This is a genomic window from Micromonospora sediminimaris (genome assembly GCF_016863575.1).
Taxonomy (GTDB): Bacteria; Actinomycetota; Actinomycetes; order Mycobacteriales; family Micromonosporaceae; genus Micromonospora; species Micromonospora sediminimaris.
The window spans coordinates 47523-70228 of record NZ_BOPD01000011.1; the positions used below are offsets into that span (position 1 = coordinate 47523).

Here is a 22706-nt window from a genome sequence, read left to right on the forward strand (position 1 = left end):
CGCGGGTGCGTGGAATCCTGCTCGCCGGTGGCACCGGGTCCCGGCTGTGGCCGATCACCCGGGCGGTGTCGAAACAGCTGATGCCGGTCTTCGACAAGCCGATGATCTACTACCCGCTCTCCACCCTGGTGATGGCCGGGATACACGAGATCCTGGTGATCACCACGCCGGAGGAGCAGGGCCAGTTCCAGCGGCTGCTCGGCGACGGCGCTCAGTTCGGGCTCCGGTTGGAGTACGTCGCCCAGCCTCGCCCGGAGGGCATCGCGCAGGCGTTCCTGCTCGGCGCGGACTTCATCGGCGACGAGTCGGTGGCGCTGATCCTCGGCGACAACATCTTCCACGGGGTGGGCCTGGGCCGGCAGCTGGCGGCGGCGGGCGAGCCGGTGGGCGGCCGGATCTTCGCCTACCCGGTGGCCAATCCGCAGGCGTACGGCGTGGTGCACTTCGACGCCGAGGGTCGGGTGCTGTCGATCGAGGAGAAACCGCAGCGCCCGATGTCCCGGTACGCGGTGCCCGGCCTGTACTTCTACGACAACCGGGTGGTGGAGATCGCCCGGGGGCTCACCCCCAGCGCCCGGGGCGAGTTGGAGATCACGGCGGTGAACGAGGCGTACCGGCGGTGGGGTGAGCTGTCGGTCACCGTGCTGGACCGGGGGACCGCCTGGCTGGACACCGGCACGTTCGCCTCGCTGGTGCAGGCCGCGGAGTTCGTCCGGGTGATCGAGGAACGACAGGGCATGAAGATCGGCTGTGTCGAGGAGGCCGTCTGGCGGGCCGGGCTGATCGACGACGCGCAGTTGCGTGCCCTGGCCGAGCCGTTGACCCGCAGCGGCTATGGCGACTACCTGCTCGATCTGCTCGCCGGTGGGGGGCGGCAGGAACCGACCGGTGAGTTCCGTGGGGCGGGTGCGGTCCGATGAAGCTGCGGCCGTTGAGCGTCGAGGGTGCCTGGGAGATCACCCCGCGGCAGCACGGCGACCCGCGCGGGCTGTTCCTGGAGTGGTACCGCTTCGACCGGTTGGTCGAGGCGGTTGGGCATCCGCTGCGGCTGGCCCAGGGCAACCTGTCCATCTCGGCCCGTGACGTGGTGCGCGGTATCCACTTCGCCGACGTGCCACCGGGGCAGGCGAAGTACGTCACCTGTGTGCGGGGGGCCGTGCTGGACGTGATCGTCGACCTGCGGCTCGGCTCGCCCACCTTCGGCCGGTGGGAGGGGGTGCGCCTGGACGACGTCGACCGGCGCGCGGTCTACCTGGCCGAGGGGCTCGGCCACGGGTTCTGCGCGTTGACCGACGACGCCACCCTGACCTACCTCTGCTCGACCACGTACAACCCGTCGGCCGAGCACACCGTGCACCCGCTGGACCGGGAGTTGGGCATCGACTGGCCGACCACCGGGGCGCAGCTGTCCGCCCGCGACGCCGCCGCGCCCACCCTGGCGCAGGCTCGGGCGGCCGGGCTGCTGCCGGAGTACGACACGTGCCGTCGGTATGTCGAGACTCTCTCCGCCATGGCCGGTTCCACCGACGGCTGAGGCCGGCACGTCCCCGACAGTGACGAACAGGGCCTCCGTACGGCTAATGTCTCATCATGGAACGGCGAATCTTCGGTCTGGAGACCGAGTACGGCGTCACCTGTACCTACCGCGGACAGCGGCGGCTGTCCCCTGACGAGGTGGCCCGGTACCTCTTCCGCCGGGTCGTGTCCTGGGGCCGGTCGAGCAACGTTTTCCTGCGCAACGGCGCTCGGCTCTACCTGGATGTCGGCTCACACCCCGAGTACGCCACCCCGGAGTGCGACTCGGTGGTCGACCTGGTCGCCCACGACCGGGCCGGCGAGCGGATCCTGGAGGGGCTGCTCATCGACGCGGAGAAGCGGCTGCACGACGAGGGCATCGCCGGGGAGATCTATCTGTTCAAGAACAACACCGACTCGGCCGGCAACTCGTACGGCTGCCACGAGAACTACCTGGTGTCCCGGCACGGTGAGTTCGGCCGGCTCGCCGACGTGCTGATCCCGTTCCTGGTCACCCGGCAGCTGATCTGCGGTGCCGGCAAGGTGTTGCAGACGCCGCGCGGCGCGGTCTACTGCCTGTCGCAGCGGGCCGAGCACATCTGGGAGGGCGTCTCCTCGGCGACCACCCGCAGCCGCCCGATCATCAACACCCGCGACGAGCCGCACGCCGACGCGGAACGGTACCGCCGGCTGCACGTCATCGTCGGCGACTCCAACATGAACGAGGTCACCACGCTGCTCAAGGTCGGCACCGCCGACATCGTGCTGCGGATGATCGAGGGTGGCGTGGTGATGCGCGACCTCACCCTGGAGAATCCGATCCGGGCGATCCGGGAGGTGTCGCACGACATCACCGGCCGGCGGAAGGTGCGGCTGGCCTCGGGCAAGGAGATCAGCGCCCTGGAGATCCAGCAGGAGTACCTCGCCAAGGCCACCGAGTTCGTCGAGCGCCGGGGCGGCGACCAGACCGCCAAGCGGGTGGTGGAGCTGTGGGGTCGGGTGCTGCGGGCGGTGGAGACCGGTGACCTGGAACCGGTCTCCCGGGAGATCGACTGGGTGACGAAGCTGCGGCTGATCGAGCGTTACCAGCGCAAGCACGACCTGCCGCTGTCGCACCCCCGGGTGGCGCAGATGGATCTGGCGTACCACGACCTGCGTCGGGGGCGGGGCCTCTACGCGCTGCTGGAGCGGCGCGGCGACGTGGACCGGGTGGCCACCGATCCGGAGATCTTCGAGGCCAAGGAGACGCCGCCGCAGACCACCCGGGCCCGGCTGCGCGGTGAGTTCATCCGGCACGCCCAGGAGAAGCGGCGGGACTTCACCGTCGACTGGGTGCACCTGAAGCTCAACGACCAGGCGCAGCGGACCGTGCTCTGCAAGGACCCGTTCCGGGCGTACGACGAGCGGGTGGAGCGGCTGATCGCCAGCATGTGACCGGTCGACCGGGGCCGTGCCGACCGGCCGGCCCCGGGTAGGCTGGTGGGGTCATGATTCCTCCGGAACCTCCTTCCCCGGGCGCTCAGCGGCAGGGCTGGCTCGAACGCCGCCGCGACAAGATCCGCGCCGAGATCGAGCGTAACCGCCGCGGCGAGTACACCGTGCCCACCTGGGTGCTGGCCGTCGCCCTGGCGCTGATCGTGGGCGCCTGGGCCGCCTTGATCATCTTCGCCTGAGGCGCAGGCAGGGGCCCCGGCAGCAGCGCTTGCCCCTGGTCAGCGCCCGGCCGATGCCGGGGGTGGCTCCGCCGCCAGCCGGGCGGCGTGTCGACCGGCCGCGGCGGCGGCCAGGAAGTAGGCGTGGTCGGCGTCCAGCCCGCGCCCCATCGTCGACAGCGGTACCGGGCTGCGTCGCAGCGCCGCGTCCAGCCCGGTGGTGTCCACCCGCACCAGGGTGTGCCGTTCGGCGAGCGGTTCCAGCGCGGCGTCGACCTCGGCGGCCAGCAGCGGCTCCAGGTCCGCCGGTACCACCAGCTCCGCACGGGCCAGCGCCACCCGGCCGTACGCGGTGAGGCTGTGGTGCGACACGCCACGGTGCCGGGGTCGCGGGTCGGCGGCGGAGATTCGCAGCGAGCCGACCGGGCGGCCGCCGAGGGCGGCGACGGCGTTTACCGCCTCACCGACGGCCACCCCGGAGAAGCCCCAGCGGGTGCCGGTGCCGAGATTGCCCGGGCCCTGCGCCACCACCACCACGTCGGCGTCGAGCACGTGTCGGGCGGCGAGCAGCCCGCTGTGCAGCGTCGAGGCCTCCAGGTCGCCGCCGAACGCCTGCCCGACGCTTATCGTGCCGACCAACTCGTCGCTCAGCCCGGCGAGGGTGCGGGAGAACCAGGCGGGCAACGCCCCGCCGTCGGTGAGCAGGTACGCCACCCGCGCCTGCGGCGCGTCCACCCGAACGCCGGCCAGGATTGCCGGCAGCGCGGAGTGCAGATCGGCGGTGACCACCGGCAGACCGGCCAGGTCGTCGGCCGCGGCCAGCACCTCCCGGTGCGGTGACGCCTCCTCGTCGACACCGAGCAGGATCGGCTGCAACGGGGTGTAGCGGGCCTTGACCAGATGACCCGCGTCGCGGGAGTCGAGGGCCTGCGGCGGGTCCGGCGGCAGCCGCTCCGGCAGCGCGACGACCAGGGCGTACCCGCCGGTGCCCAGGCCCATCAGCAGCGCCCCGGCGTTGAGCAGCACCCGATCGCCCGGCTCGGGCTCACCGACCAGTGCCGGATATGCCAGCGCCCGCATCGAGCCGCCGCCGTCCACCTCGACGTCCAGCTCCACCGCCCCGGCCCACCGCCGACGCACCCCGACCACCGCACCTGCCCGCCACCGCACCACCCCCGCACGCTAACCCCCACCCCACCCCGCACCCACCCCACCCCGCGATCTTGCACTTTCTGCCCCCGCGTAGCACCTCAAAAGACGCATATCGCCGACCACAAGTGCAAGATCGACGAGAGGGGGAACGGGGAGTGAAGGTGGGGGGCGTGGGGTGCCTGCGTGGGAGGTCAGGGCTGCTAGCGTCTACGGGGTGTCGCGCAGCCGCACCGAACGCCTGGTCAACCTGGTGATCTGCCTGCTGTCCACGCGGCGGTTCCTGACCGCCGCGCAGATCGCCGCGACCGTACCCGGCTATGAGCACGATCCGGACGACGCCCGTGAGCACGAGGCTTTCCAGCGCAAGTTCGAGCGGGACAAGGCCGAGTTGCGGGAGCTGGGCGTACCGCTGGAGACCGGGACGGCGAGCGCCTTCGACGCCGAGCCCGGGTACCGGATCGCCCGCCGGGAGTACGCGCTGCCCGACATTCCCCTCCAGCCGGACGAGGCCGCCGCGGTCGGCATCGCCGCGCGGCTGTGGCAGCACGCCGGCCTGGCCGCCGCTGCCTCGTCGGGGCTGGCGAAGCTGCGCGCCGCCGGTGTGGACGTGGACCCGCAGGCCACCCTCGGGCTGGAGCCGATGGTGACGGTCGATCCGGCGTTCGCGCCACTGACCGCGGCCGCCCGCGACCGGCGGGAGGTCCGCTTCGACTACCGGGTTCCGGACCGCGACGCACCCGCGCGGCGCCGGCTGCAACCGTGGGGTGTGGTGTGCTGGCGGGGCCGGTGGTACGTGGTCGGCCACGACCTGGATCGCGACGCCACCCGCTGTTTCCGGTTGTCGCGGGTGGTGGGTGTGGTACGGGCCACCGGCGAGCCCGGCGCCTACCAGCCCCCGACCGGAGTCGACCTGATCAGTCACGTGGCCCGCTGGTCCGGCCCGGTCGAGCGATCTGGCCGGGCGACCGTGCTGGTCACCCCCGGGCGCGCCGCCGGGTTGCGCCGCTGGGCGGTCGAGGTCACCGCCGGGTCGGACGCGGACCGGCTGGTCCTGCCGTACGGCGACGCCTGCTCGCTCGCCGGCCACCTCGTCGGCTACGGGCCGGACGTGCGGGTGGTCGACCCGCCCGAGGTCCGGGAGGCGGTCATCCAGCGGCTGAAGGAGATCGCCGCCCGACACGACACCCTGGCGGTGGTGCCATGAGCAGCCCGACCCGTCCGGCGGCGCGTGCTGGTTCCCGGGCCTCGGCGGACCGGCTGGCCCGGCTGCTGAACCTGGTGCCGTACCTGCTCGCCCGGCCCGGGATCGAGATCGCCGAGGCGGCCGGTGACCTGGGCGTCACCGAGCGGCAGTTGCGGGAGGACCTGGAGCTGCTCTGGGTCTGTGGGCTGCCCGGGTACGGCCCGGGTGACCTGATCGACATGGCCTTCGACGGTGACCGGGTGACAATCACCTACGACGCGGGCATCGACCGGCCGCTGCGGCTCACTCCGGACGAGGCGCTGGCGCTGGTGGTGGCGTTGCGCATGCTGGCCGAGACGCCCGGGGTGGCCAACCGGGAGGCGGTCGAGCGGGCCCTCGCGAAGATCGAGGACGCGGCCGGCGACCTGGTCGCCGCACCGGTGGAGGTGCGGCTGCCCGGGGACACCGGGCGGGTGGAGCAGTTGCGCGCCGCGGTGGAGGGTGGTCGCGCGCTGCGCATCACGTACTACACGGCGACCCGCGACGAGACCACCGAGCGGATCATCGACCCGCTGCGGGTGCTGATGGTCGGCGGCCGGACGTACGTGGAGGCGTGGTGCCGTCGCGCCGAGGCGGTGCGGCTGTTCCGGGCCGACCGGATCGACGCCGTCACCGAGCTGGCCGAGCCGGCCGTGGTGCCGCCGCAGGCCCGACCGCAGGATCTACGCGACGGGGCGTTCCGGCCCTCGCCCGACCTGCCGCTGATCACGTTGCGGATCGGCCGGGGTGAGCGGTGGATCACCGAGTACTACCCCTGCGAGCGGGTCGAGTCCGACGGCGAACGGTGGGTGGTGTCGCTGCGGGTCAGCGATCTCGGCTGGGCCCGTCGGTTCGTGCTGGGTCTCGGCCCGGACGTCGAGGTGGTCGCGCCGGCCGAGCTGGCCGGGCAGATCCACGAGTCGGCGGTGGCGGCCTTGGAGGCGTACGCCCGGCCGGTGCCGGCCGGCGCGGACCCGGCGGCGGCCGGCGACAGGCAGTAGGCTGGCCGGCGTGCTGAAGTGGATCGTGCTCGCGCTGGTGCTGGTGCCGTTGGTTCTGCTCGCCCTGGCGGTACGACCCGTGTTGGCGCGACTGCCCCGGCTGCGTCGGGCGGCGCTGGCGTTGCAGCGGCGTGCCGACGAGGCGACGGCGCTGCGTGAGGCGGCGGAGAGCCTTCAGCAGCGGGCGGAGGGGTTGCAGAGCCGGCTGGAGACGACCCAGCAGCGGCTCACCGTGATAAAAGCCCGCCGCGGCGACTGAAGCCGCCGGTCCACCGGCGGAGAACGCTCGGTGCGCGTTTCTGCCCGTACGGTGCGTCCTCCTGCACGCGGCGAGCCGACTTCGCGCAGAATGATCCAGCCGCCTGGTTGACGGGACACTCGCGGTTGGCCGAGACTTCACCCGCCGGGACGAACCACCACCGCCCCGGCGGGTGGCAACGGCCCTCGTCGCACGTACGATGGGCTGCGGAACACCCCCGTTGGCACAAGCGACTGGAGCTTCACATGGGTGCCCTCAAGCCGTGGCACATCGCCGTACTCGTGGTCGTGCTGATCCTGCTCTTCGGCGCGAAGCGGCTTCCCGACGCCGCCCGGTCCCTCGGTCGCTCGCTGCGGATCATCAAGGCCGAGACGAAGAGCCTTGCTGACGACGACCGCGACCTCGCCGGCAAGGCCGACGCGCAGGCCGGCTACCAGCCGTACCCGCCGCAGCAGGCGGCGCCACCGCAGCAGCAGCCCTACCAGGGCACCGTGCAGCAGCCGGTCGTCGACCCGGTGCAGCGCGTCCGCGAGAACTGATCCGCGGGTCCGGTAACCGTGGCCTTCGGACTCCGCAAGCGCGGACCGAGCAACTTCGAGCGGGCCGCCGACGGCTCGATGACCCTCGTCGAGCACATCCGCGAGCTACGCGATCGGCTGTTTCGCGCCTCGCTGGCGATCGTCGTCGGGCTGATCGGGGGCTACCTGCTCGCCCAGCCGGCGTTCGACCTGCTCAAACAGCCGTACTGCCGGCTGCCGGGAATGATGGTCGACGGCGAGTGCCAGCAGTTCCTGATGCTCGCCCCCGCCGACGGTTTCATCCTCAAGCTCAAGCTGGCGCTCTGGATCGGTCTGATCCTCGGTGCCCCGGTCTGGCTGTACCAGTTGTGGGCGTTCATCGCGCCGGGGCTGCACCGGCATGAGCGCAAGTGGGCGTACGTCTTCGTGACGATCGCGGCGCCGCTGTTCGCCGCCGGCGCGGTGCTCGCCTTCCTGGTCGTCGACAAGGGCCTGGCGTTCCTGCTCGAAGCCGGTGTCACCGGCACCGACTCGCAGCTGGAAGTCACCCGCTACATCAGCTTCGTCACCACCATGATCTTGCTCTTCGGGGTGGCGTTCGAGTTCCCTCTCACCCTGCTGATGCTCAACTTCACCGGCGTGGTGAGCGCCCGGCGGCTGCTCAGCTGGTGGCGGATCGTGGTCTTCATCTGCTTCGCGTTCGCGGCGGTGGCCACGCCCGACCCGGGGCCGTTCGGCATGACGTTGCTGGCGCTGTGCCTGTCGCTGCTCTACTTCATCGCGGTCGGGGTCGCGTTCCTCAACGACCGGCGGAAGGGACGCGGCAAGGAGCTCTACGCGGACACCGACGACGACGAGGCGTCGCCGCTGGAGTTCGACCGGGAGCCGGTGGAGGCGGGACAGCCGGTCGGCGGGGTCAGTCCGGTCGACGCCCCCGAGCCGGTGGCCCGGCCCCTGTCGATCGAGCGACGCTACGACGACGTGACCTGACCCGTGCCGCTTCGCGGCACCAGAGCGACAAGCCTTCCACGTCTGGAAGGCTTGTCGCTCTTTGTGTGGGGAGCGAACCGCGCGGCTACCTGACGGCCGTGCCGCCGTCAGCCGGACAGTCGGCAATCCGTCACCCCGTTGTTCACGGTCAGCGACTGGGTACGGGACTGAATACGATGAGTCGACGTTCTCGGCGAGAGAGAGGCTCCGTGCGCCGTCCGACGTTCCGCCGTCCACCCGCCGCCCGGCGGGGGCCCGACGCCTCGGCAGCGCGTTTGGGGGCCACCATCGCCCGTTTCGCCTTCACGGGAGCCGCCGCCGTCGGCGTCGGGTTCATCCTCGGTGCCCTGTCGAGCGACCCGGCCAGCGCGGACACCGCAGCTGTGCCGTCGGTCGGCGTCGACGAGCGCAAACTCGAACGGATCCGGTCCACCTCGCCCATCGATGATCTGATCAACGGCCTCGTCGAACGCCCGGAGGCCCGGCATCGCGGTGCGGGTCGGAGCGCGACGCCGGGTTCCCCGGACGCCGGTCGGCAGGATGACCGGCGGGGTGCGCGAAGGGGCACGGCGCGGAGCGGCCGACCGGCTGGGGACCGCCCGGCGGCGCCACCAGCGCGTGGCAGCCGAGGGCCTGCGCCCGATGGTCCGTCCGCCAGCCCGTCACCGGGCAACCGTTCACCGGCTGACCGATCGCTGACTGACCGCTCACCGGGTGACCGGCCGCTCACCGGCCGTGCACCGGGTGACCGTCCGATGGGCGACCAATCGTTGGGCGAGCGTTCGGCAGCGGACCCCGGGTCGGTCGGGCGCGCGCTCGCGGCACCGCCGGCCCGGTCGACCGTACCGGTCGTTGGCGACCGGACTCCGGTCCTGGCCGAGGGGACCGGCCTGCCGCTACTGCCGGAGGTGACCCGGGCCGCGACCGGCGTGGCAGCCTCGCCCACGGCGGCCCTGGCGTCCCTGCCCACGACGGGCGCGGACCCTCTGCTTGCTGCGGCCCTGCCCGCCACGGAAGCCGTCATCGGGCGAACCCAGGCTGTCGTACGGCCGGTGCTGGTCACGGTCGTCGCGGCGGTCTCGTCCGGCGTGGCAACGGTGACGACGCCGGTCACGCAGCTGACGGAACTGGTCACCCCCACGCTTCCGGTGCTGCCGGGACGGTCCGCCACCGGCCCGTACACAGTGGACAGATCGACGTCGTGGGCACCGACCAGCGACCCTGTCGCGGGTGTGACCCCGCCGGCCCGGCCGCTGGCGCCCGATCCGCCGCCCGCCGCAACACCACGGGGCGCACCACCGGGGGAGGTGACGTCGGCCGCGACCGTGGCCGGGGTGGCGGCCAAATGGCATCGGCCCTCGACCGGCACGTCAGGTGCTGGATCCGGGTCTACGCCGGCACCGACCGGTTTTCCGCAGCGCCCTCACCCGCCCGGTGGAGACGGTGTCGCCGGTGCCGATGGCGGTCCCGGGCCGCTGCGGGCGGTGATCCTCGACGGGTGCCAGGTGCCGGCGACGGCCAGCGCCCGGGCCGATGTCTGTTCGCCCCGCCGGCACGCGGGCCGTTTCCCCGGGGTGGCCGCCCGACCCGGCTGAGTCCGCCCTGACCCGCCCGCGCCGCCGGGAATCACCGGCTGGTCGCCCGGCGTGGTCGTACGGGTGCCCGGGGCCGTCCAGTCGACGTCCCACGGGCCGGGCCCAGTCCGTTCGCGTCTGGCCGACCTGCGCAGTCCCGTCCAGGGGACCGGGAGACGGCCGTGGCGCGTACCTCAGATCGGAGCTACGTGGTGATCCGCGTTGTGGTTGGCGAAAGTATGGGTCTGCTGCGCAGTGCGTTGTGCGCGGCACTGGCCGGTGAGGAGGACATCGAGGTCGTCGCCGAGGTGACGGGTATCGGTGAGTTGCCCGCGATGGTGCGCCGGCACCTGCCGGACGTGGTGCTTGTCGACCTGGCGTCGGGCGTTCCCGAGCCGGTGGCGGTGATCACCGAGATCACCGAGGCGGCACCCGCGACGGCGGTTCTGGCCTTGAGTGACCGGTGGGGCCGGTGCCTGGTGGAGGAGGCGCTGACGGCCGGAGCGAAAGGACTGGTCGGTAAGGACGAGCCGCTGCACGAGCTGGTCCGGGCCGTACGGGCGCTCGCGGCGGGGGAGCGGGTCATCGACGTGGCCGCCGCCGCGACGGCGCTGCGGCCGGCCACGGGCCCGCTGACGCCTCGGGAGGCCGAGGTGCTGCGGATGGCCGCCGAGGGACTGCCGCTCAAGGAAATCGCTCATCGGCTGTTCCTGGCGCACGGTACGGTGCGTAACCACCTGTCGGCGATCATGCGCAAGACCGGTGCCCGCAACCGGATGGAGGCGGTCCTGCTCGCACGCCGTGACGGCTGGATGTGACAGTGGCCGGGGCCGCCGCCCGGCGGCCCCGGCCGGCCGCCGTCCGCCGACGGGCGAAACCGGTCAGGGCGTGTTTGAATGCTGACGTTCGGTGATCCAGCTGACGATGCTCGGGGAGCCTACGGTGATCCGTACCCTGCTCGCTATCGATGGTGCCCTGGTCCGTGGCGCCCTGTCTCTCGTGCTCGCCGCGGAGGACGACATCAGTGTGGTGGCGGAGGTGGATCGCGGCGACGTGGTCACGTGGACGATCCGCACGCGGCGTCCGGACGTGGCAGTGGTCGACCTCGACCTCGTCGAGGGGCTGCCGGCGACCGACTCCTGTCCGCTGTTGGTGCTCGCCGCGCCGCGCCGGGCCGGGAGTCTGCATCGGATGCTCACCCCGTCCCGGACCGTCGGCGTCCTCGGCAGCGACGTCCCGCCGCAGCGGGTGGTGGACGGGATCCGCCGGCTGTCCCGTGGCGAGCCGGTGGTCGACGCGGATCTGGTGCTGGCGGCGCTGCACCGGGACAGCCCACTGACCCAGCGTGAGGCGCAGATTCTCAGCCTGACCGCAGGCGGCGCGCCGGTCTCGGAGGTGGCCGGCTCGCTCGGTCTCGCCCCTGGCACCGTCCGCAATCATCTCGGCCGGATCATCCGGAAGACGGGCGGGCGCACCAGAGTGGAGGCAGTCCAGGTGGCCCGGGACGCGGGCTGGATCTGACCAGGCTGCCGCGCCGGATCAGCCGAGATGCGGCAATCCGCCGGCAGCCGCGGCGCGCTCCGCGACGGCGGCACGCTCGGTGGTGACGACACGATCCGCGCCGACCGGACGGTCGCCGTCGGCGGCGCGATCCGCCTCGGCGGCCGGCGATGCCGACGCGTCGCCGTCCCAGTGGCCTACGAGTTCCCGGTAGGCCGGTGAGCGGGCGAGCAACTCGTGGTGGCTGCCCGCCACCGGTCCGTCCTCGTCGAACACCAACACCCGGCGGGCGCGGACGGCGGAACTGATCCGGTGGGCGATGACGACGAGGGTGCCCGGTCGTCGGGCGAACGCCGACTCGACGGTGGCCTCCAACGTCGGGTCCAGGTGACAGGTGGCTTCGTCCAGGATGACCAGCGGGGCGGGGGCGAGGTAGGCGCGCACGGCGGCGATCAGTTGCCGCTCGCCGGCGGAGAGCGTGGCCGGGGCGACGGTGGCGGCGAGACCGCCCAGCCGCCGGGCGAGAGCGCCGGCACCGAGCCTGGCCAGCGCGGTCTCGACGACAGTGTCGTCCGCGTCCGGGCAAAGGTAGCGGAGGTTGTCGGCCAGGGAGCCGGTGAAGACGTACGCCTCCTGTGGCACGAGCACCCGCAGCGCGGCCCGGTCGGCGGGGGCGACGGCGGCCACCGGCCGACCGGCGAGGTGGACCATGCCGCGTTCCGGCTCGACCAGGCCGGCGACCAGCGCGGCCAGGGTGGACTTGCCGGTTCCGCTGGGCCCCACCACCGCGAGATGCGCTCCCTCGGGCAGGTCCATCGAGAAGTCGTCCAGGATCGGCCGGGCACGGGGACCGTACCGGAAGGTCAGGCCGGCCAGCCGAACCGCCGGAGGGTCAGCCTCAGGTTCCGGGATGGGCGTGGCCGCGGAACCGCTGTGCGAAGGGGTGCGGCAGGTGGCCAGGATCCGCTCCAGGGTCACGGCGTAGCGCAGCCCTCCGCCTCCCAGACCCTGCACCAGTGCGTGCAGCGCGGGTTGCAGGCTGGTGGTGACGTACACCAGTGCGCCGAGCACCGCGCCGGTGCTCAGCCCGCGGCGCACCAGCCATGGCGCGGCGAGCAGCAGGACCACCACCGGCAGCCAGCCGCCCAGGCCGAGGCTGAGGCTGCGTAGCGCGGACATCCGGGCCAGCGTCCGCTCGGCGTCGGCGTGGTCGCTGACCCTGCGGTCGACCTCGGCCACCGTGCGTTCCTCGGCGCCGCAGGCGAGCACGTCGCGGTGGCCGGTGAGCGCGGTCGCCGCCGACCGGCCGAGCGCCTCACCGGCCTGTACCTGGGTGCGCTGGTGCGCCATCATCGCCGGGAGCGCGGCGGCGAAGACGACCAGCCCGGTGAGCAGCGGGGCCGCCACCAGCACCGCGACGGTCGGATCCAGTGCCAGCAGGCCGAGCAGGGCCGCCCCGGCGGTGAACAGGAAGCCGCGTACCACCATGACCAGGCCACCGAAGGTGTCCCGGACGATCTCCACGTGATGGGTCAGGCGGGCCACCGGGGCGCTGTCCGGATGACCACCGGCCCGAGTGGCGTCGTGCAACGCGCCGTGGACCACCAGCCGGGCCAGCTCGTCGCGGAACGGCTCCACCACGGCACCCAGGCTCCGGTAGACCCGGCCGGTCGCCACCGCGCCGAGCAGGATGGCCACGGCGAGTCCGCCCAGCCAGGCCAGGCCGGTGGCGAACCGGCCGGCCAGGAAACCCTGGTCGACGGCGCGGGCGACGAGCAGCCCGGCGAGCAGCGCCGGCAGGGACTCGACCACCGACCACGCGGCGAGCCGGCCGACCTCCCGGCGACGCGCCCGCAGCGCCCGCCACGTCGTCCGACCGACGTCGGGGCGGCTCATCGGGGGACACCGTCGCCCGCGAACACCGCCCGGTAGTCCGGGTCCGCCCAGAGCCGCCGGTGCGGTGCCAGGGCGCGCAGCCGACCGGCTTCGAGCCAGGCGACCAGGTCGGCCGCGGCGGCCGTCGTCACCCGGTGGGTGACCACCAGGCGGGTACGTCCCGAATCCCGGCCGGTCAGCGCGCGGGTGATCCGATGTTCGGTGGCGGTGTCCAGGCTGGACGTCGCGTCGTCGAGGATGAGTAACCGCTCGGCGTGGAACGCGCGAGCCAGCCCGAGTCGTTGTGCCTCACCGCCGGAGAGCGGTGCGTCCACGGTGCGGGTGCGGAATCCGTCGGGCAACCGGGCGACGACCCCGTCTACCTGCGCGGCCCGGGCCGCCGCCAGCACGGCGGCGGTGGCCGGCGCACCGGTCGACGGCGGCCGGGCCGCCCGTTCGGGCAGACCGAGGCCGATCGCGTCGTGCACCGTCTCGCCGACCAGCACCGGGCGGTCGAAGGCGTGACCCACCGCCCGCCGCAGCGCGGCCCGGTCGAGGCGGGTCAGCGGCACCCCGTCCAGCAGCACCGCACCGGTATCCGGGTCGTACAACCGACCGGCCACGGCGGCGAGGGCGGACTTGCCGGCGCCGGAACGCCCGACGACGGCCACCGTGCAGCCGGCGGGCACGTCCAGGTCGACCGCGTCCAGGACCGGCCGGTCGTCGGCGTGCACACCGACCCCGCGCAGCCGCAGGTGGCCGCCGCCGGGCGGCAGCGGCTCGTCGCCGTCGGGGCGGACCGGACACGACAGCGGCTCGGCGATCCTGCGGGCCGCGGCCCGGCTGCGGACCAGCCGGTTGAGGGTGGCCAGCACCGCACCCAGCCCGGCCCCGAGCGCGGCGTACTGCACCGCGGCGACAAGTTGCCCGGGGGTCAGCCAACCGACGCTCAGCGCGTACCCGCCGACGGCGACCACCGCGACCTGGAGCAGCGGCGCCACGGCCGCGACCCGGGCGTTGGCCCGGGCCAGCAACCGCCAGCCGAGCCGCCCGTGGTCGCGCAGTTGGGGCAGCGCCGCCAGCACCCGGTCGCACTCGGCGTCGGTGGTGCCGGCCGCGGCGATGGTGCGGGACCCGCCGAGCGCCTCCTGGAGCCGGCCGGCGATCGTCCCGAGCACCCGCTGGTACGCGGTGATCACTGCCGAGGCGTCGGTGACGAAGGTGGCCATGAGGACGGTCAGCACGGCCAGTCCGGCGAGGAGGGTGAGCCCGAGGACGGGTTCCAGCAGGAACAGTGCCACCACGCTGCCCAGCGGCGGCAGGACCGCGATCCCGCCAAGTGCCACGGCGGTGCCGGCCTGCCCGGTGTCGGCGGCCTGCCCGGCCAGCCGGCCGACCAGGTCACCGACCGGAAAGCGGCGCACGGCCCGGACGTCAAGCGCGAACAGGTGCCGCAGCAGCCGGCGGCGGAGCCGGGCGGTGGCCCGGGCGGCTCCGTACCCGCCGGCCAGGTCGCCGAGGACGTCGGTGACCAGCAGGATGACGACCAGGGCGCAGGCGACCACGGGCCACCGGGGGGAGGCGTCACCACCGACTGCGGCGTCCACGGCCAGCCCCAGTACCGCGGGCAGTGCCAGTTCGGCGGCGGCACCGGCCAGCGCCACCACCACAAGCGTGACGGTCCAGCCGCCACCGTCGCGGACCACCCGGAACAGCAGGCGGTCCTCGCCGGCCAGCGTTCGCATCGGTCCTCCCGGTCGTACGGCGTGGCCCTGGACGGTCAGGTCACCGTCCAGGGCCTCGCGTGGTGCGGTCCGATCAGTTGCAGGTCGTCACGGACAGCGAGCTGTCGCCGCAGAGCAGCAGGCTCGCCCGGCTACCACCGCCGGTACGGTCGGCCGGAGCCGCCTCCAGTCCCTGAAGGTCGAGGAGCGCCATGTCGTGTCACCTCCTATCGGGCGTCGGGGTCAGGGTCGCCCCCGCCGTCGCGGGGGAGTCGGGTGCGCCGGTGAGGGGCGCGAGGAAGGGCAGGGTCGTCGGGGCGTCGGGTCGGGCGGTGGCCAGGGCCAGCAGTACGCCCGCGGTGCCGGTGGCGAGGTCCATGGACAGCCGCAGCAGCTGCTCGCCGGGGAAGGCGGTGCCGTCCCGGTACGGCAGGGCGTGCCAGCCCAGCCGCCGGATCTGCCGGTCCAGCTCGCCGCGTAGCTCCGGATCGCCGGGTTGGGCGGCGAGGTAGGCGATGATGCCGGCCCGCCCGGCGAAGAGGCCGGACTGCGCGTAGAACGGCGACCGGGCGGCGCGACGCACCCCGGCGCTCGCCTCGGCGAACTGCTCGTCGCTGCGGTGGCGCAGGTACTGGTCGAGGACGAGCCCGATGCCGACGCTGCCCTGCCCCAGGTAGGGCATGGTCCGCCAGCCCTCGTTGACCTCCAGCGCACCGTCGGGGCGTACCACGCAGCGACGCAGATCCTGTCGTAGCGCGGTGGCGGCGTGGTCGAGCAGGTCCGGGTCGCCGGTCAGCTCGTACAGGCGCACCAGCAGCAGTGCCGCTCCGGTCCGGCCGCGTAGCAGCCCGGCGTAGGGGTGCCGCCCGCCGCTGACGTCGCCGCCGGGGTCGTCGGCGAGTCGTTCCACCAACTCTCCGGTGACCTGCCAGGCCGCCTCCCGCAGCGCCGGTTCCCCGGTACGCCCGCCCAGCTCGGCCAGGTTGAGGGCGATCCCCGCCAGCCCGCCGGCCAGGCTGTGGTCCAGCCCGGTGGTCGATTCGCGTAGGCAGATGTCGAGCACGTCGAGTGCGTCCTGCCGGCGACCGAGCACTTCCAGGGCGTACGCGACGCCGTGCAGGCCGTCGTAGAAGCCACAGCGGGTGCCCGACGGGGGTGAGGTGGCCTGGCGGACCAGCCACTGCTCGTGTTCCGGCCACCGGCCGGCGCCGCCCTGGTGCAACGCGTACAGCACGCCGGCCGCCCCGTGGGCGAGGTTGAGCCCGCCGCTGCGGAACTGTTCGATGTCACCGGGGAACAGCCGGTCGGTACGTGCGGGCGTGGCGCTGGTGAGGATGGCGCGGGCCAGCCGGTCCCGGTCGACGGGTGGGACGTCGGCGGTGGGTGGGACGCGGTCCCCGGACTCGGCGTCCGCAGCGGTGATCTCGGCCACTGCCGCGTCGAGGAAGTCTCTCGGCACCGGGAAGGTGTCGGCGATGATGTCGGCCAGGTGCGCCGCCTTCGCCGGGACGAGGCGGACCAGTTGGGTCAGCGGCAGGAACAGGGCCAGCCGCAGGCAGGCCAGGGCGTAGTGGTCGACGGCCACGCCGGTCCGTCCCCGGGGCGCGGCGAAGCCCTGGTTGCGCAGGCCCGGCCGGCGGTGCCCGTCGATCGGGGCGGCCACCTCGAAGTCGACGAGCGCGACCCGGTCGTCCGGGCGCAGCATGATGTTGAACAGGTGCAGGTCGCCGTAGACCAGGCCGCGTGCGTGGATCGCCCGGACGACCTCGTCGACCTGGCGGTGGACGTCTAGCGCCCAACTCGCGTACGCGGCGCGGTCCTCGTCGGTGGCGTCGGCGTCGATAAGCGGGTAGCGGTCGACCAGGACCTTGTTCAGTGGGCGGCCCTCGATGAACTCCAGGGCGAGGAACCGGTGGTCGCTCAGGGCGAACTCGTCATGCACCCGGGGCACCTGCGGCAGGTCGGCGAGTTGGCGCAGGACGGCGGCCTCCCGAGCCAGCCGGGTGACGGCGTCGGTGCCGTCGGCGTCCAGGCCGGCGTGCGGCCGAGCCTCCTTGAACACGAGCTGGGTGTCGGTGCGCCCGTCGCGTCCGACGTACAGGCCGCCGCCGTTGGAGAAGTGGATGACCTTCTCGATCCGGTAGGGGACCTCGTCGGTGCTTGTCGCGTTGCGGGCGGCCAGGTGGGGCGCGAGGAAGTCGGGCAGCGTCACCCAGGACGGCACGTGGAAGACCGGGTCGCGGCGGTCCGGGACGAGGGTGCCGGTGTCGTCCTCGACTGCCGGGACCACCTGGCCGTCGGGGGAGTGGCAGTACCGGGCGGCGAAGCCGCCGTAGCGGACGTACACCGGGCCGGCCGCGTACCGCAGGTCGCTGAGGATGTAGGGGCCGGCCTCGCCGGAGAGCAGCTCGTCGAGTTCCTTGCAGACCAGTTCGAGCTCGGCGTCGTCGCGCGGGTAGACGGTCACGAACTTGCCGCTGGCGGCGCGGGCGGCGTACTTGGAGTTGCGCAGCAGCAGGGTGCGGGGGCCGCGCAGGAACTTGAAGGACAGCCCCCGGGGGACGCAGTAGTCCCAGACGGCGTCCAGCACCCGGTCGGCGTTGGCGACCGTGGCCGACACGTGCACCTTCCAGCCCTGCTGCGGCAGTCGCTCGCCGTCCGGCGCGTGGATGAGCCAGTCGTCGAGTGACTCCCGTCGCCATCCCGTCGGCAGCGGCCGGCTGGCCGCGGCGAAGGTGGGCTGCGCGACGGCGCTGCCGAGGGAGTCGTAGAACAGCGGGTCGGCAGCGCAGTAGCTGTCGTAGCGCTCGTCCACTGTGTCGCCTCCCATCCGCCTGCCGGCTGCGGTCCTGTTGATGGATACGAGTCTGTCCGTTCGGCCTATGGCGTCCCTAGTGTTTTCAGTCATGGAGATGAATGCGTGCCGCACGACCGGTCGTGACAAATGACAGTTGCGGCGCAGACGATGGGACTGTCCGGTTTCCGTTGCCGGCACGGGCCGGTGCCGGGTCGGCACCGGCACGCCCGCACCGGTCCGGGCAGGTACGGTGCTCGCCGTGACCTCAGACGATCACCCTTCGGTGCCTGGTGGGCCCGTCGCCGTGCTGGCCAACCCGACCGCCGGCCGTGGCCGACACCGGGGGCTGCTGCCGGACCTGCTGGACGGGCTGGCGGCGGCCGACCGGCCGGTGCGGCTGTTGCGGGCCGGCAGCGCGGCCGAGGCCGAGGCGGCCTGCCGGGCCGCCGTCGCCGAAGGAGCCGGTGCCCTGATCGCGGTGGGTGGCGACGGCACTGTGCACCGGGCGATGCAGGCCGTCGCCGGCACCTCGGTGCCGTTCGGGCCGGTGCCGGCGGGCACCGGCAACGACTTCGCGGTGGAGACCGGGTTTCCGGCCGACCCCCGGGCCGCGGTCGACGTCATCGCGGCGGCCCTGCGCGAGGGGCGCAGTCGGCCGGTCGACCTGGCCCGGATGACCGGCGCCGACGGCACGGTCCGCTGGTACGGCGCGGTGCTGGCGGCCGGGTTCGACGCGATCGTCAACGAGCGGGCCAACCGGATGCGCTGGCCGCGTGGTCCACGCCGCTACGACCTGGCCATCCTGGTGGAGTTGGCCCGGCTACGTCCCCGCCGGTACACCCTCACCCTCGACGGCGAGCGGATCGAGGTCGACGCGGTCCTGGTGGCGGTCGGCAACGGAGCCAGCTACGGCGGCGGGATGCGCATCTGCCCCGACGCGGACCCGACCGACGGCCTGCTCGACGTGGTGGTCGGCGGCCGGTTCGACCGACGCACCCTGATCCGGGTCAAGCCGCGCATCTACGCCGGCACCCACGTCACCCATCCCCTGGTGCACACCTACCGCGCCCGTACCGTCACCCTCGCCGCGGAGGGCAGCATCACCACCTACGCCGACGGCGAGCGCTCCCTCCCTCTCCCCCTCACCGTCACCGTCACCCCGCACGCCCTCCACCTCCTCCGCTGACCACCCGTACCGGGGAAGCAGGGATGGTCAGGGGGTGTGCAGGAGGTTGAGGACGGAGCCGAGGGCGTTGGGGCGGCCGGGGTCGGCGGCGGGAAGGATCAGCGCGGCGCAGCCAGCGGCGACGGCACCGGCGTCGGCGGGAGTGTCGCCGACCATGAGTGACTCCTCCGGGTCGACGCCGAGCAGGCCGCAGGCCCGCCAGAAGATCGCCGGGTCGGGCTTGCAGCGGCCCACCTCGTACGACAGCACGTGGGCGTCGACCAGGTCGGCCAGTCCCCAGGCGTCGAAGAGGGGCCGGATGTCGAAACCGATGTTGCTGACCACGGCCACCCGGACGTCGGCGGCCCGCAGCGCTGCGAGGGTCGGCGCGGTGTCCGGGTAGGGCACCCACCCCTGCGGCGTGCGCACCCGTTCGTACAGTGCCTCGGCGAAGCCGTCGATGCCGGCGTCGACCGTGTCGGCCAGCCCGGTGTAGGCGCCACGGTGGGCGTGCTCGTAGAGATCCCGGTCGGCCCACAGCTCGGCCAGGTGGGGCGGCACCCGGGCCGGCAGCGGCCCACCGGCGCGGCCGGCGGTGAGCAGCCGGTCGGCCAGGGCGGTCGCCCGGACGCGGTCCAGAACCACCCCGCACGCCGACGCGGCGGCCAGCACCCACTGGCTGGGCTCCTCCACCTGCGCCAGGGTGCCGTGGAAGTCGAACAGGACCGCTCGCACCTGCCGACGGGACGGACCCCGACCGTCGACGTCGGGCACGGGGCTGGTCGGTTCGGCATGATCCGGCACGTCGTGCACCCTACCGACCCACTCCGACCGCCCCGGCGGTCGGCCTTGCCGGGTACTCGTCGTGGGCACGCACTAATCTTGGTGACATGTCGAGCCCCGCCGAGCGGTACGCCGCGGCGCGCCGCCGGGCCGCCCAGGCCTCACAGTTCCCGGCGCTTGAAGAGTTCACCGCTGACCTGGGGTTCGACCTCGACGACTTCCAGCGGGAATCGTGTCAGGCCCTGGAGCGGGGCAGCGGCGTGCTGGTCTGCGCCCCGACCGGGGCCGGCAAGACGGTGGTCGGCGAGTTCGCCGTACACCTGGCGTTGCGGGGTGCGCCCGGGCGGCCGACGCCGGTCGACGGGGCCCGGCGCAAGTGCTTCTACACGACGCCGATCAAGGCGCTGTCGAACCAGAAGTACCACGACCTGGTCGACCGCTACGGTGCGGAGCAGGTCGGGCTGCTCACCGGTGACAACGCCATCAACGGTGACGCCCCGGTGGTAGTGATGACCACCGAGGTGCTGCGCAACATGCTGTACGCCGGCTCGGCCACCCTCGAGGGCCTGGCGTACGTGGTGATGGACGAGGTCCACTACCTGGCCGACCGGTTCCGTGGCGGGGTGTGGGAGGAGGTCATCATCCACCTGCCCGCCTCGGTGACCCTGGTGTCGCTGTCGGCGACGGTCTCCAACGCCGAGGAGTTCGCCGACTGGCTGATCACGGTTCGGGGCGAGACCACCGTGGTGGTCAGCGAGCACCGGCCGGTGCCGCTGTGGCAGCACATGCTGGTCGGCAAGCGGATGTTCGACCTGTTCCACGACGCCGCGGCGGCCCGCAAGCACGACGTGCACCCGGAGCTGCTGCGCTACACCCGGGACACGATGCGCCGGCTGGATCTCGGTGAGGGACGCTCCGGCGGCTTCGGCGCCGGCCGGCGCGGCCCCCGCTGGCGTGGGCCGCTGCGCCCGGACATCGTCGACCGGCTGGACCGCGAGGGGCTGCTGCCGGCGATCCTGTTCATCTTCAGCCGGGCCGGCTGCGACGCGGCGGTGCAGCAGTGCCTCGCCGCCGGGCTGCGGCTCACCTCACCCGAGGAGCGGGCGGAGATCCGCCGCGTGGTGGAGTCCCGGGTGACCGCGATCCCCGGCGAAGACCTGTCGGTGCTCGGCTACTGGGAGTGGCTCGACGGGCTGGAGCGCGGGCTGGCCGCGCACCACGCCGGGATGCTGCCGGCGTTCAAGGAGGTCGTGGAGGAGCTGTTCGTCCGTGGGCTGGTCAAGGCGGTCTTCGCCACCGAGACCCTCGCTCTGGGCATCAACATGCCGGCCCGCTGCGTGGTGCTGGAACGCCTGGTCAAGTACAACGGCGAGGCGCACGTCGACCTGACCCCGGGGGAGTACACCCAGCTCACCGGGCGGGCCGGTCGTCGCGGCATCGACGTGGAGGGGCACGCCGTGGTGGTGTGGTCCCCGGAGACCGACCCCCGGCATGTGGCGGGGCTGGCCTCCACCCGGACATATCCGCTGCGGTCCAGCTTCCGGCCGTCGTACAACATGGCGGTGAACCTGGTCGGCAGCGTCGGTGCGGAGTCGGCGCGGGCGCTGCTGGAGTCGTCGTTCGCGCAGTTCCAGGCGGACCGCTCGGTGGTCGGCCTGGCCCGGCAGGTGCAACGCAACACCGAGACCCTCGAGGCGTACGGCGTCGAGGCAGAGTGCCACCACGGCGACTTCGACGAGTACTTCGCCCTGCGGGTCGCCATCGCCGACCGGGAGCGGGCCATCGCCCGCCAGGGGCAGAGCCAGCGACGCGCGGCGGCGGTGGCGGCCCTGGAGCGGCTGCGGGTGGGTGACGTGATCCGGGTGCCGTCCGGGCGGCGGGCCGGCCTGGCCGTGGTGCTCGATCCGGCGGCCGGTGGCTTCAGCGAGCCGCGCCCGTTGGTGCTCACCCAGGATCGCTGGGCCGGCCGGATCAGCCCCGGTGACTTCACCACCCCGGCCGAGGTGCTGGCCCGGATCCGGGTGCCGAAGCATTTCAACCATCGCAATCCGGCGGCCCGGCGTGACCTGGCGGCGCAGGTGAGCGGCACCGGACTGGACCGACACTCCCGCCGGGGGGCCCGGGGCCGGCAGTCCGGGGAGGATCACCAGCTCAGCCAGCTGCGTACCGAGCTGCGCCGGCATCCCTGCCACGCCTGCCCGGAGCGGGAGGAGCACGCCCGCTGGGCCGAGCGTCGTCGCCGGCTGGAGCGCGACACCGAGGAGCTGCGGCAGCGGGTCGCCGGTCGGACGGGGTCGTTGGCGCGTACCTTCGACCGGATCGTCGCGCTGCTCACCGGGCGCGGCTACCTCGCCGCCGACGGCGCCGTCACCGACGCCGGCCGGATGCTCGGGCGGATCTGGACGGAGGCGGACCTGCTCGTGGCGGAATGCCTCCGGCGCGGCGTCTGGGACGGGCTGTCGCCCGCCGAGCTGGCCGCCGCGGTCTCGGTGGTGGTCTTCGAGGCCCGCCGCGACGTCGACGAACGAGCCTCGCTGCCCCGCGGCGCGGTGGCCGAGGCGGTCGACGCGACCTTGAAGCTGTGGAGCGAGATCGAGGCTGAGGAGGCGTCGCGCGGGCTGGCCGTAACCCGCGAGCCGGATCTCGGTTTCGCCTGGCCGGTCTACCGCTGGGCCCGGGGTGAGGCGCTGGCGAAGGTGCTGGCCAGCGGGCACGAGCTTGACGGCGAGATGCCCGCCGGGGACTTTGTCCGATGGGCCCGTCAGGTGGTGGATCTGCTCGGCCAGCTCGCCGACTCCGGTGGTGCCTCGACCGAGCTGCGGGCCACCGCACGGCAGGCGATCAGCGCCGTCAACCGGGGTGTGCTGGCGTACCATTCACCGGCCTGAATCTGTCCGGCGGGCGCCGGGCGACCGTCGGAATCGACGCATCGCTGTGTTACCGCAGCGGCACCCCGAGAATTGCCCGGGGGGCCTGTTG

20 protein-coding genes are annotated in these 22706 nt (G+C 73.3%); 14 read left to right on the forward strand and 6 right to left on the reverse strand.

Annotation, left to right across the window (positions count from 1 at the left end):
- The first annotated feature begins 5 nt into the window (after positions 1-5).
- The 4 genes from rfbA to Vse01_RS09550 are packed head-to-tail and all read left to right on the forward strand — an operon-like array spanning position 6 to position 3188.
- The gene (gene rfbA, locus Vse01_RS09535; protein WP_093405970.1) at positions 6-920 is read left to right on the forward strand and encodes a glucose-1-phosphate thymidylyltransferase RfbA; all 915 of its coding nucleotides are present in this window, start codon (positions 6-8) and stop codon (positions 918-920) included.
- A complete protein-coding gene (locus Vse01_RS09540) occupies positions 917-1534 on the forward strand; it encodes a dTDP-4-dehydrorhamnose 3,5-epimerase family protein (RefSeq protein WP_093405968.1) in 618 nt (205 codons plus the stop codon). The genes rfbA and Vse01_RS09540 overlap by 4 nt, the downstream gene beginning before the upstream one ends.
- Before the next feature lie 56 nt (positions 1535-1590).
- Positions 1591-2949, forward strand: a complete 1359-nt coding sequence (gene pafA / locus Vse01_RS09545; protein ID WP_093405965.1) for a Pup--protein ligase — start codon at positions 1591-1593, stop codon at positions 2947-2949.
- Positions 2950-3002: 53 nt separating this feature from the next.
- Positions 3003-3188, forward strand: coding sequence for a hypothetical protein (locus Vse01_RS09550; RefSeq protein WP_093405963.1), 186 nt, complete (start codon positions 3003-3005; stop codon positions 3186-3188).
- Positions 3189-3227: 39 nt separating this feature from the next.
- On the opposite strand, the gene Vse01_RS09555 is transcribed toward Vse01_RS09550, so the two are convergent.
- Positions 3228-4340, reverse strand: a complete 1113-nt coding sequence (locus Vse01_RS09555) for a DUF3866 family protein (RefSeq protein WP_093405960.1) — start codon at positions 4338-4340, stop codon at positions 3228-3230.
- Positions 4341-4533: 193 nt separating this feature from the next.
- Between Vse01_RS09555 and Vse01_RS09560 the strand changes: the two genes are divergently transcribed.
- From Vse01_RS09560 to Vse01_RS09595, 8 genes are all read left to right on the forward strand, one after another.
- The gene (locus Vse01_RS09560) at positions 4534-5523 is read left to right on the forward strand and encodes a helix-turn-helix transcriptional regulator (protein WP_093405958.1); all 990 of its coding nucleotides are present in this window, start codon (positions 4534-4536) and stop codon (positions 5521-5523) included.
- Positions 5520-6542 carry a helix-turn-helix transcriptional regulator gene (locus tag Vse01_RS09565; RefSeq protein ID WP_093405955.1) on the forward strand — a complete coding sequence of 341 codons (1023 nt, stop codon included), beginning with the start codon at positions 5520-5522 and terminating at the stop codon, positions 6540-6542. The genes Vse01_RS09560 and Vse01_RS09565 overlap by 4 nt, the downstream gene beginning before the upstream one ends.
- Before the next feature lie 10 nt (positions 6543-6552).
- Entirely contained in the window at positions 6553-6801 is a 249-nt protein-coding gene (locus tag Vse01_RS09570; protein WP_093405953.1) for a hypothetical protein, read from the forward strand.
- A gap of 245 nt (positions 6802-7046) precedes the next feature.
- Entirely contained in the window at positions 7047-7340 is a 294-nt protein-coding gene (tatA, locus tag Vse01_RS09575; protein ID WP_093405950.1) for a Sec-independent protein translocase subunit TatA, read from the forward strand.
- Between the two features lie 18 nt (positions 7341-7358).
- Positions 7359-8309: a twin-arginine translocase subunit TatC gene (gene tatC / locus Vse01_RS09580; RefSeq protein WP_093405948.1), complete on the forward strand. Its 951-nt coding sequence runs from the start codon at positions 7359-7361 to the stop codon at positions 8307-8309.
- A gap of 755 nt (positions 8310-9064) precedes the next feature.
- Entirely contained in the window at positions 9065-9904 is an 840-nt protein-coding gene (locus Vse01_RS09585) for a hypothetical protein (protein WP_139233155.1), read from the forward strand.
- A 161-nt stretch (positions 9905-10065) separates the two neighbouring features.
- The gene (locus Vse01_RS09590; RefSeq protein WP_232511292.1) at positions 10066-10701 is read left to right on the forward strand and encodes a response regulator transcription factor; all 636 of its coding nucleotides are present in this window, start codon (positions 10066-10068) and stop codon (positions 10699-10701) included.
- A 124-nt stretch (positions 10702-10825) separates the two neighbouring features.
- Positions 10826-11404: a response regulator transcription factor gene (locus Vse01_RS09595; RefSeq protein ID WP_093406150.1), complete on the forward strand. Its 579-nt coding sequence runs from the start codon at positions 10826-10828 to the stop codon at positions 11402-11404.
- Between the two features lie 18 nt (positions 11405-11422).
- On the opposite strand, the gene Vse01_RS09600 is transcribed toward Vse01_RS09595, so the two are convergent.
- The 4 genes from Vse01_RS09600 to lanKC form a co-directional block, all read right to left on the reverse strand.
- Complete coding sequence (locus tag Vse01_RS09600) at positions 11423-13279, reverse strand: ABC transporter ATP-binding protein (protein WP_093405940.1); 1857 nt, start codon at positions 13277-13279, stop codon at positions 11423-11425.
- Positions 13276-15003: an ABC transporter transmembrane domain-containing protein gene (locus Vse01_RS09605; protein ID WP_093405938.1), complete on the reverse strand. Its 1728-nt coding sequence runs from the start codon at positions 15001-15003 to the stop codon at positions 13276-13278. The genes Vse01_RS09600 and Vse01_RS09605 overlap by 4 nt, the downstream gene beginning before the upstream one ends.
- Positions 15004-15076: 73 nt before the next feature.
- The gene (locus Vse01_RS09610; RefSeq protein WP_093405935.1) at positions 15077-15196 is read right to left on the reverse strand and encodes a SapB/AmfS family lanthipeptide; all 120 of its coding nucleotides are present in this window, start codon (positions 15194-15196) and stop codon (positions 15077-15079) included.
- A gap of 6 nt (positions 15197-15202) precedes the next feature.
- Positions 15203-17797 (reverse strand): class III lanthionine synthetase LanKC, encoded by a 2595-nt coding sequence (gene lanKC / locus Vse01_RS09615; RefSeq protein WP_232511291.1) that lies wholly within the window; start codon positions 17795-17797, stop codon positions 15203-15205.
- A 232-nt stretch (positions 17798-18029) separates the two neighbouring features.
- On the opposite strand from lanKC, the gene Vse01_RS09620 reads away from it, so the two are divergent.
- On the forward strand, positions 18030-18965 hold the full coding sequence (locus Vse01_RS09620; RefSeq protein ID WP_093405930.1) for a diacylglycerol kinase family protein: 936 nt from the start codon (positions 18030-18032) through the stop codon (positions 18963-18965).
- Positions 18966-18992: 27 nt separating this feature from the next.
- Here Vse01_RS09620 and Vse01_RS09625 read toward each other — a convergent pair whose 3' ends face one another.
- Complete coding sequence (locus tag Vse01_RS09625; protein WP_232511290.1) at positions 18993-19748, reverse strand: HAD family hydrolase; 756 nt, start codon at positions 19746-19748, stop codon at positions 18993-18995.
- An 86-nt stretch (positions 19749-19834) separates the two neighbouring features.
- Here Vse01_RS09625 and Vse01_RS09630 point away from each other — a divergent pair, with 86 nt between their 5' ends.
- The gene (locus Vse01_RS09630; RefSeq protein ID WP_093405928.1) at positions 19835-22615 is read left to right on the forward strand and encodes a DEAD/DEAH box helicase; all 2781 of its coding nucleotides are present in this window, start codon (positions 19835-19837) and stop codon (positions 22613-22615) included.
- Positions 22616-22706 lie beyond the last annotated feature (91 nt).

What these genes read in the sequence shown, in the direction of transcription:
- Vse01_RS09540 (WP_093405968.1), top strand. Translation starts at nt 917, where the DNA reads ATGAAGCTGCGGCCGTTGAGCGTCGAGGGTGCCTGGGAGATCACCCCG.
- pafA (WP_093405965.1), top strand. Translation starts at nt 1,591, where the DNA reads ATGGAACGGCGAATCTTCGGTCTGGAGACCGAGTACGGCGTCACCTGT.
- Vse01_RS09550 (WP_093405963.1), top strand. Translation starts at nt 3,003, where the DNA reads ATGATTCCTCCGGAACCTCCTTCCCCGGGCGCTCAGCGGCAGGGCTGG.
- Vse01_RS09565 (WP_093405955.1), top strand. Translation starts at nt 5,520, where the DNA reads ATGAGCAGCCCGACCCGTCCGGCGGCGCGTGCTGGTTCCCGGGCCTCG.
- tatA (WP_093405950.1), top strand. Translation starts at nt 7,047, where the DNA reads ATGGGTGCCCTCAAGCCGTGGCACATCGCCGTACTCGTGGTCGTGCTG.
- Vse01_RS09585 (WP_139233155.1), top strand. Translation starts at nt 9,065, where the DNA reads ATGGGCGACCAATCGTTGGGCGAGCGTTCGGCAGCGGACCCCGGGTCG.
- Vse01_RS09600 (WP_093405940.1), bottom strand. Translation starts at nt 13,279, where the DNA reads ATGAGCCGCCCCGACGTCGGTCGGACGACGTGGCGGGCGCTGCGGGCG.
- Vse01_RS09605 (WP_093405938.1), bottom strand. Translation starts at nt 15,003, where the DNA reads ATGCGAACGCTGGCCGGCGAGGACCGCCTGCTGTTCCGGGTGGTCCGC.
- Vse01_RS09610 (WP_093405935.1), bottom strand. Translation starts at nt 15,196, where the DNA reads ATGGCGCTCCTCGACCTTCAGGGACTGGAGGCGGCTCCGGCCGACCGT.
- Vse01_RS09630 (WP_093405928.1), top strand. Translation starts at nt 19,835, where the DNA reads ATGTCGAGCCCCGCCGAGCGGTACGCCGCGGCGCGCCGCCGGGCCGCC.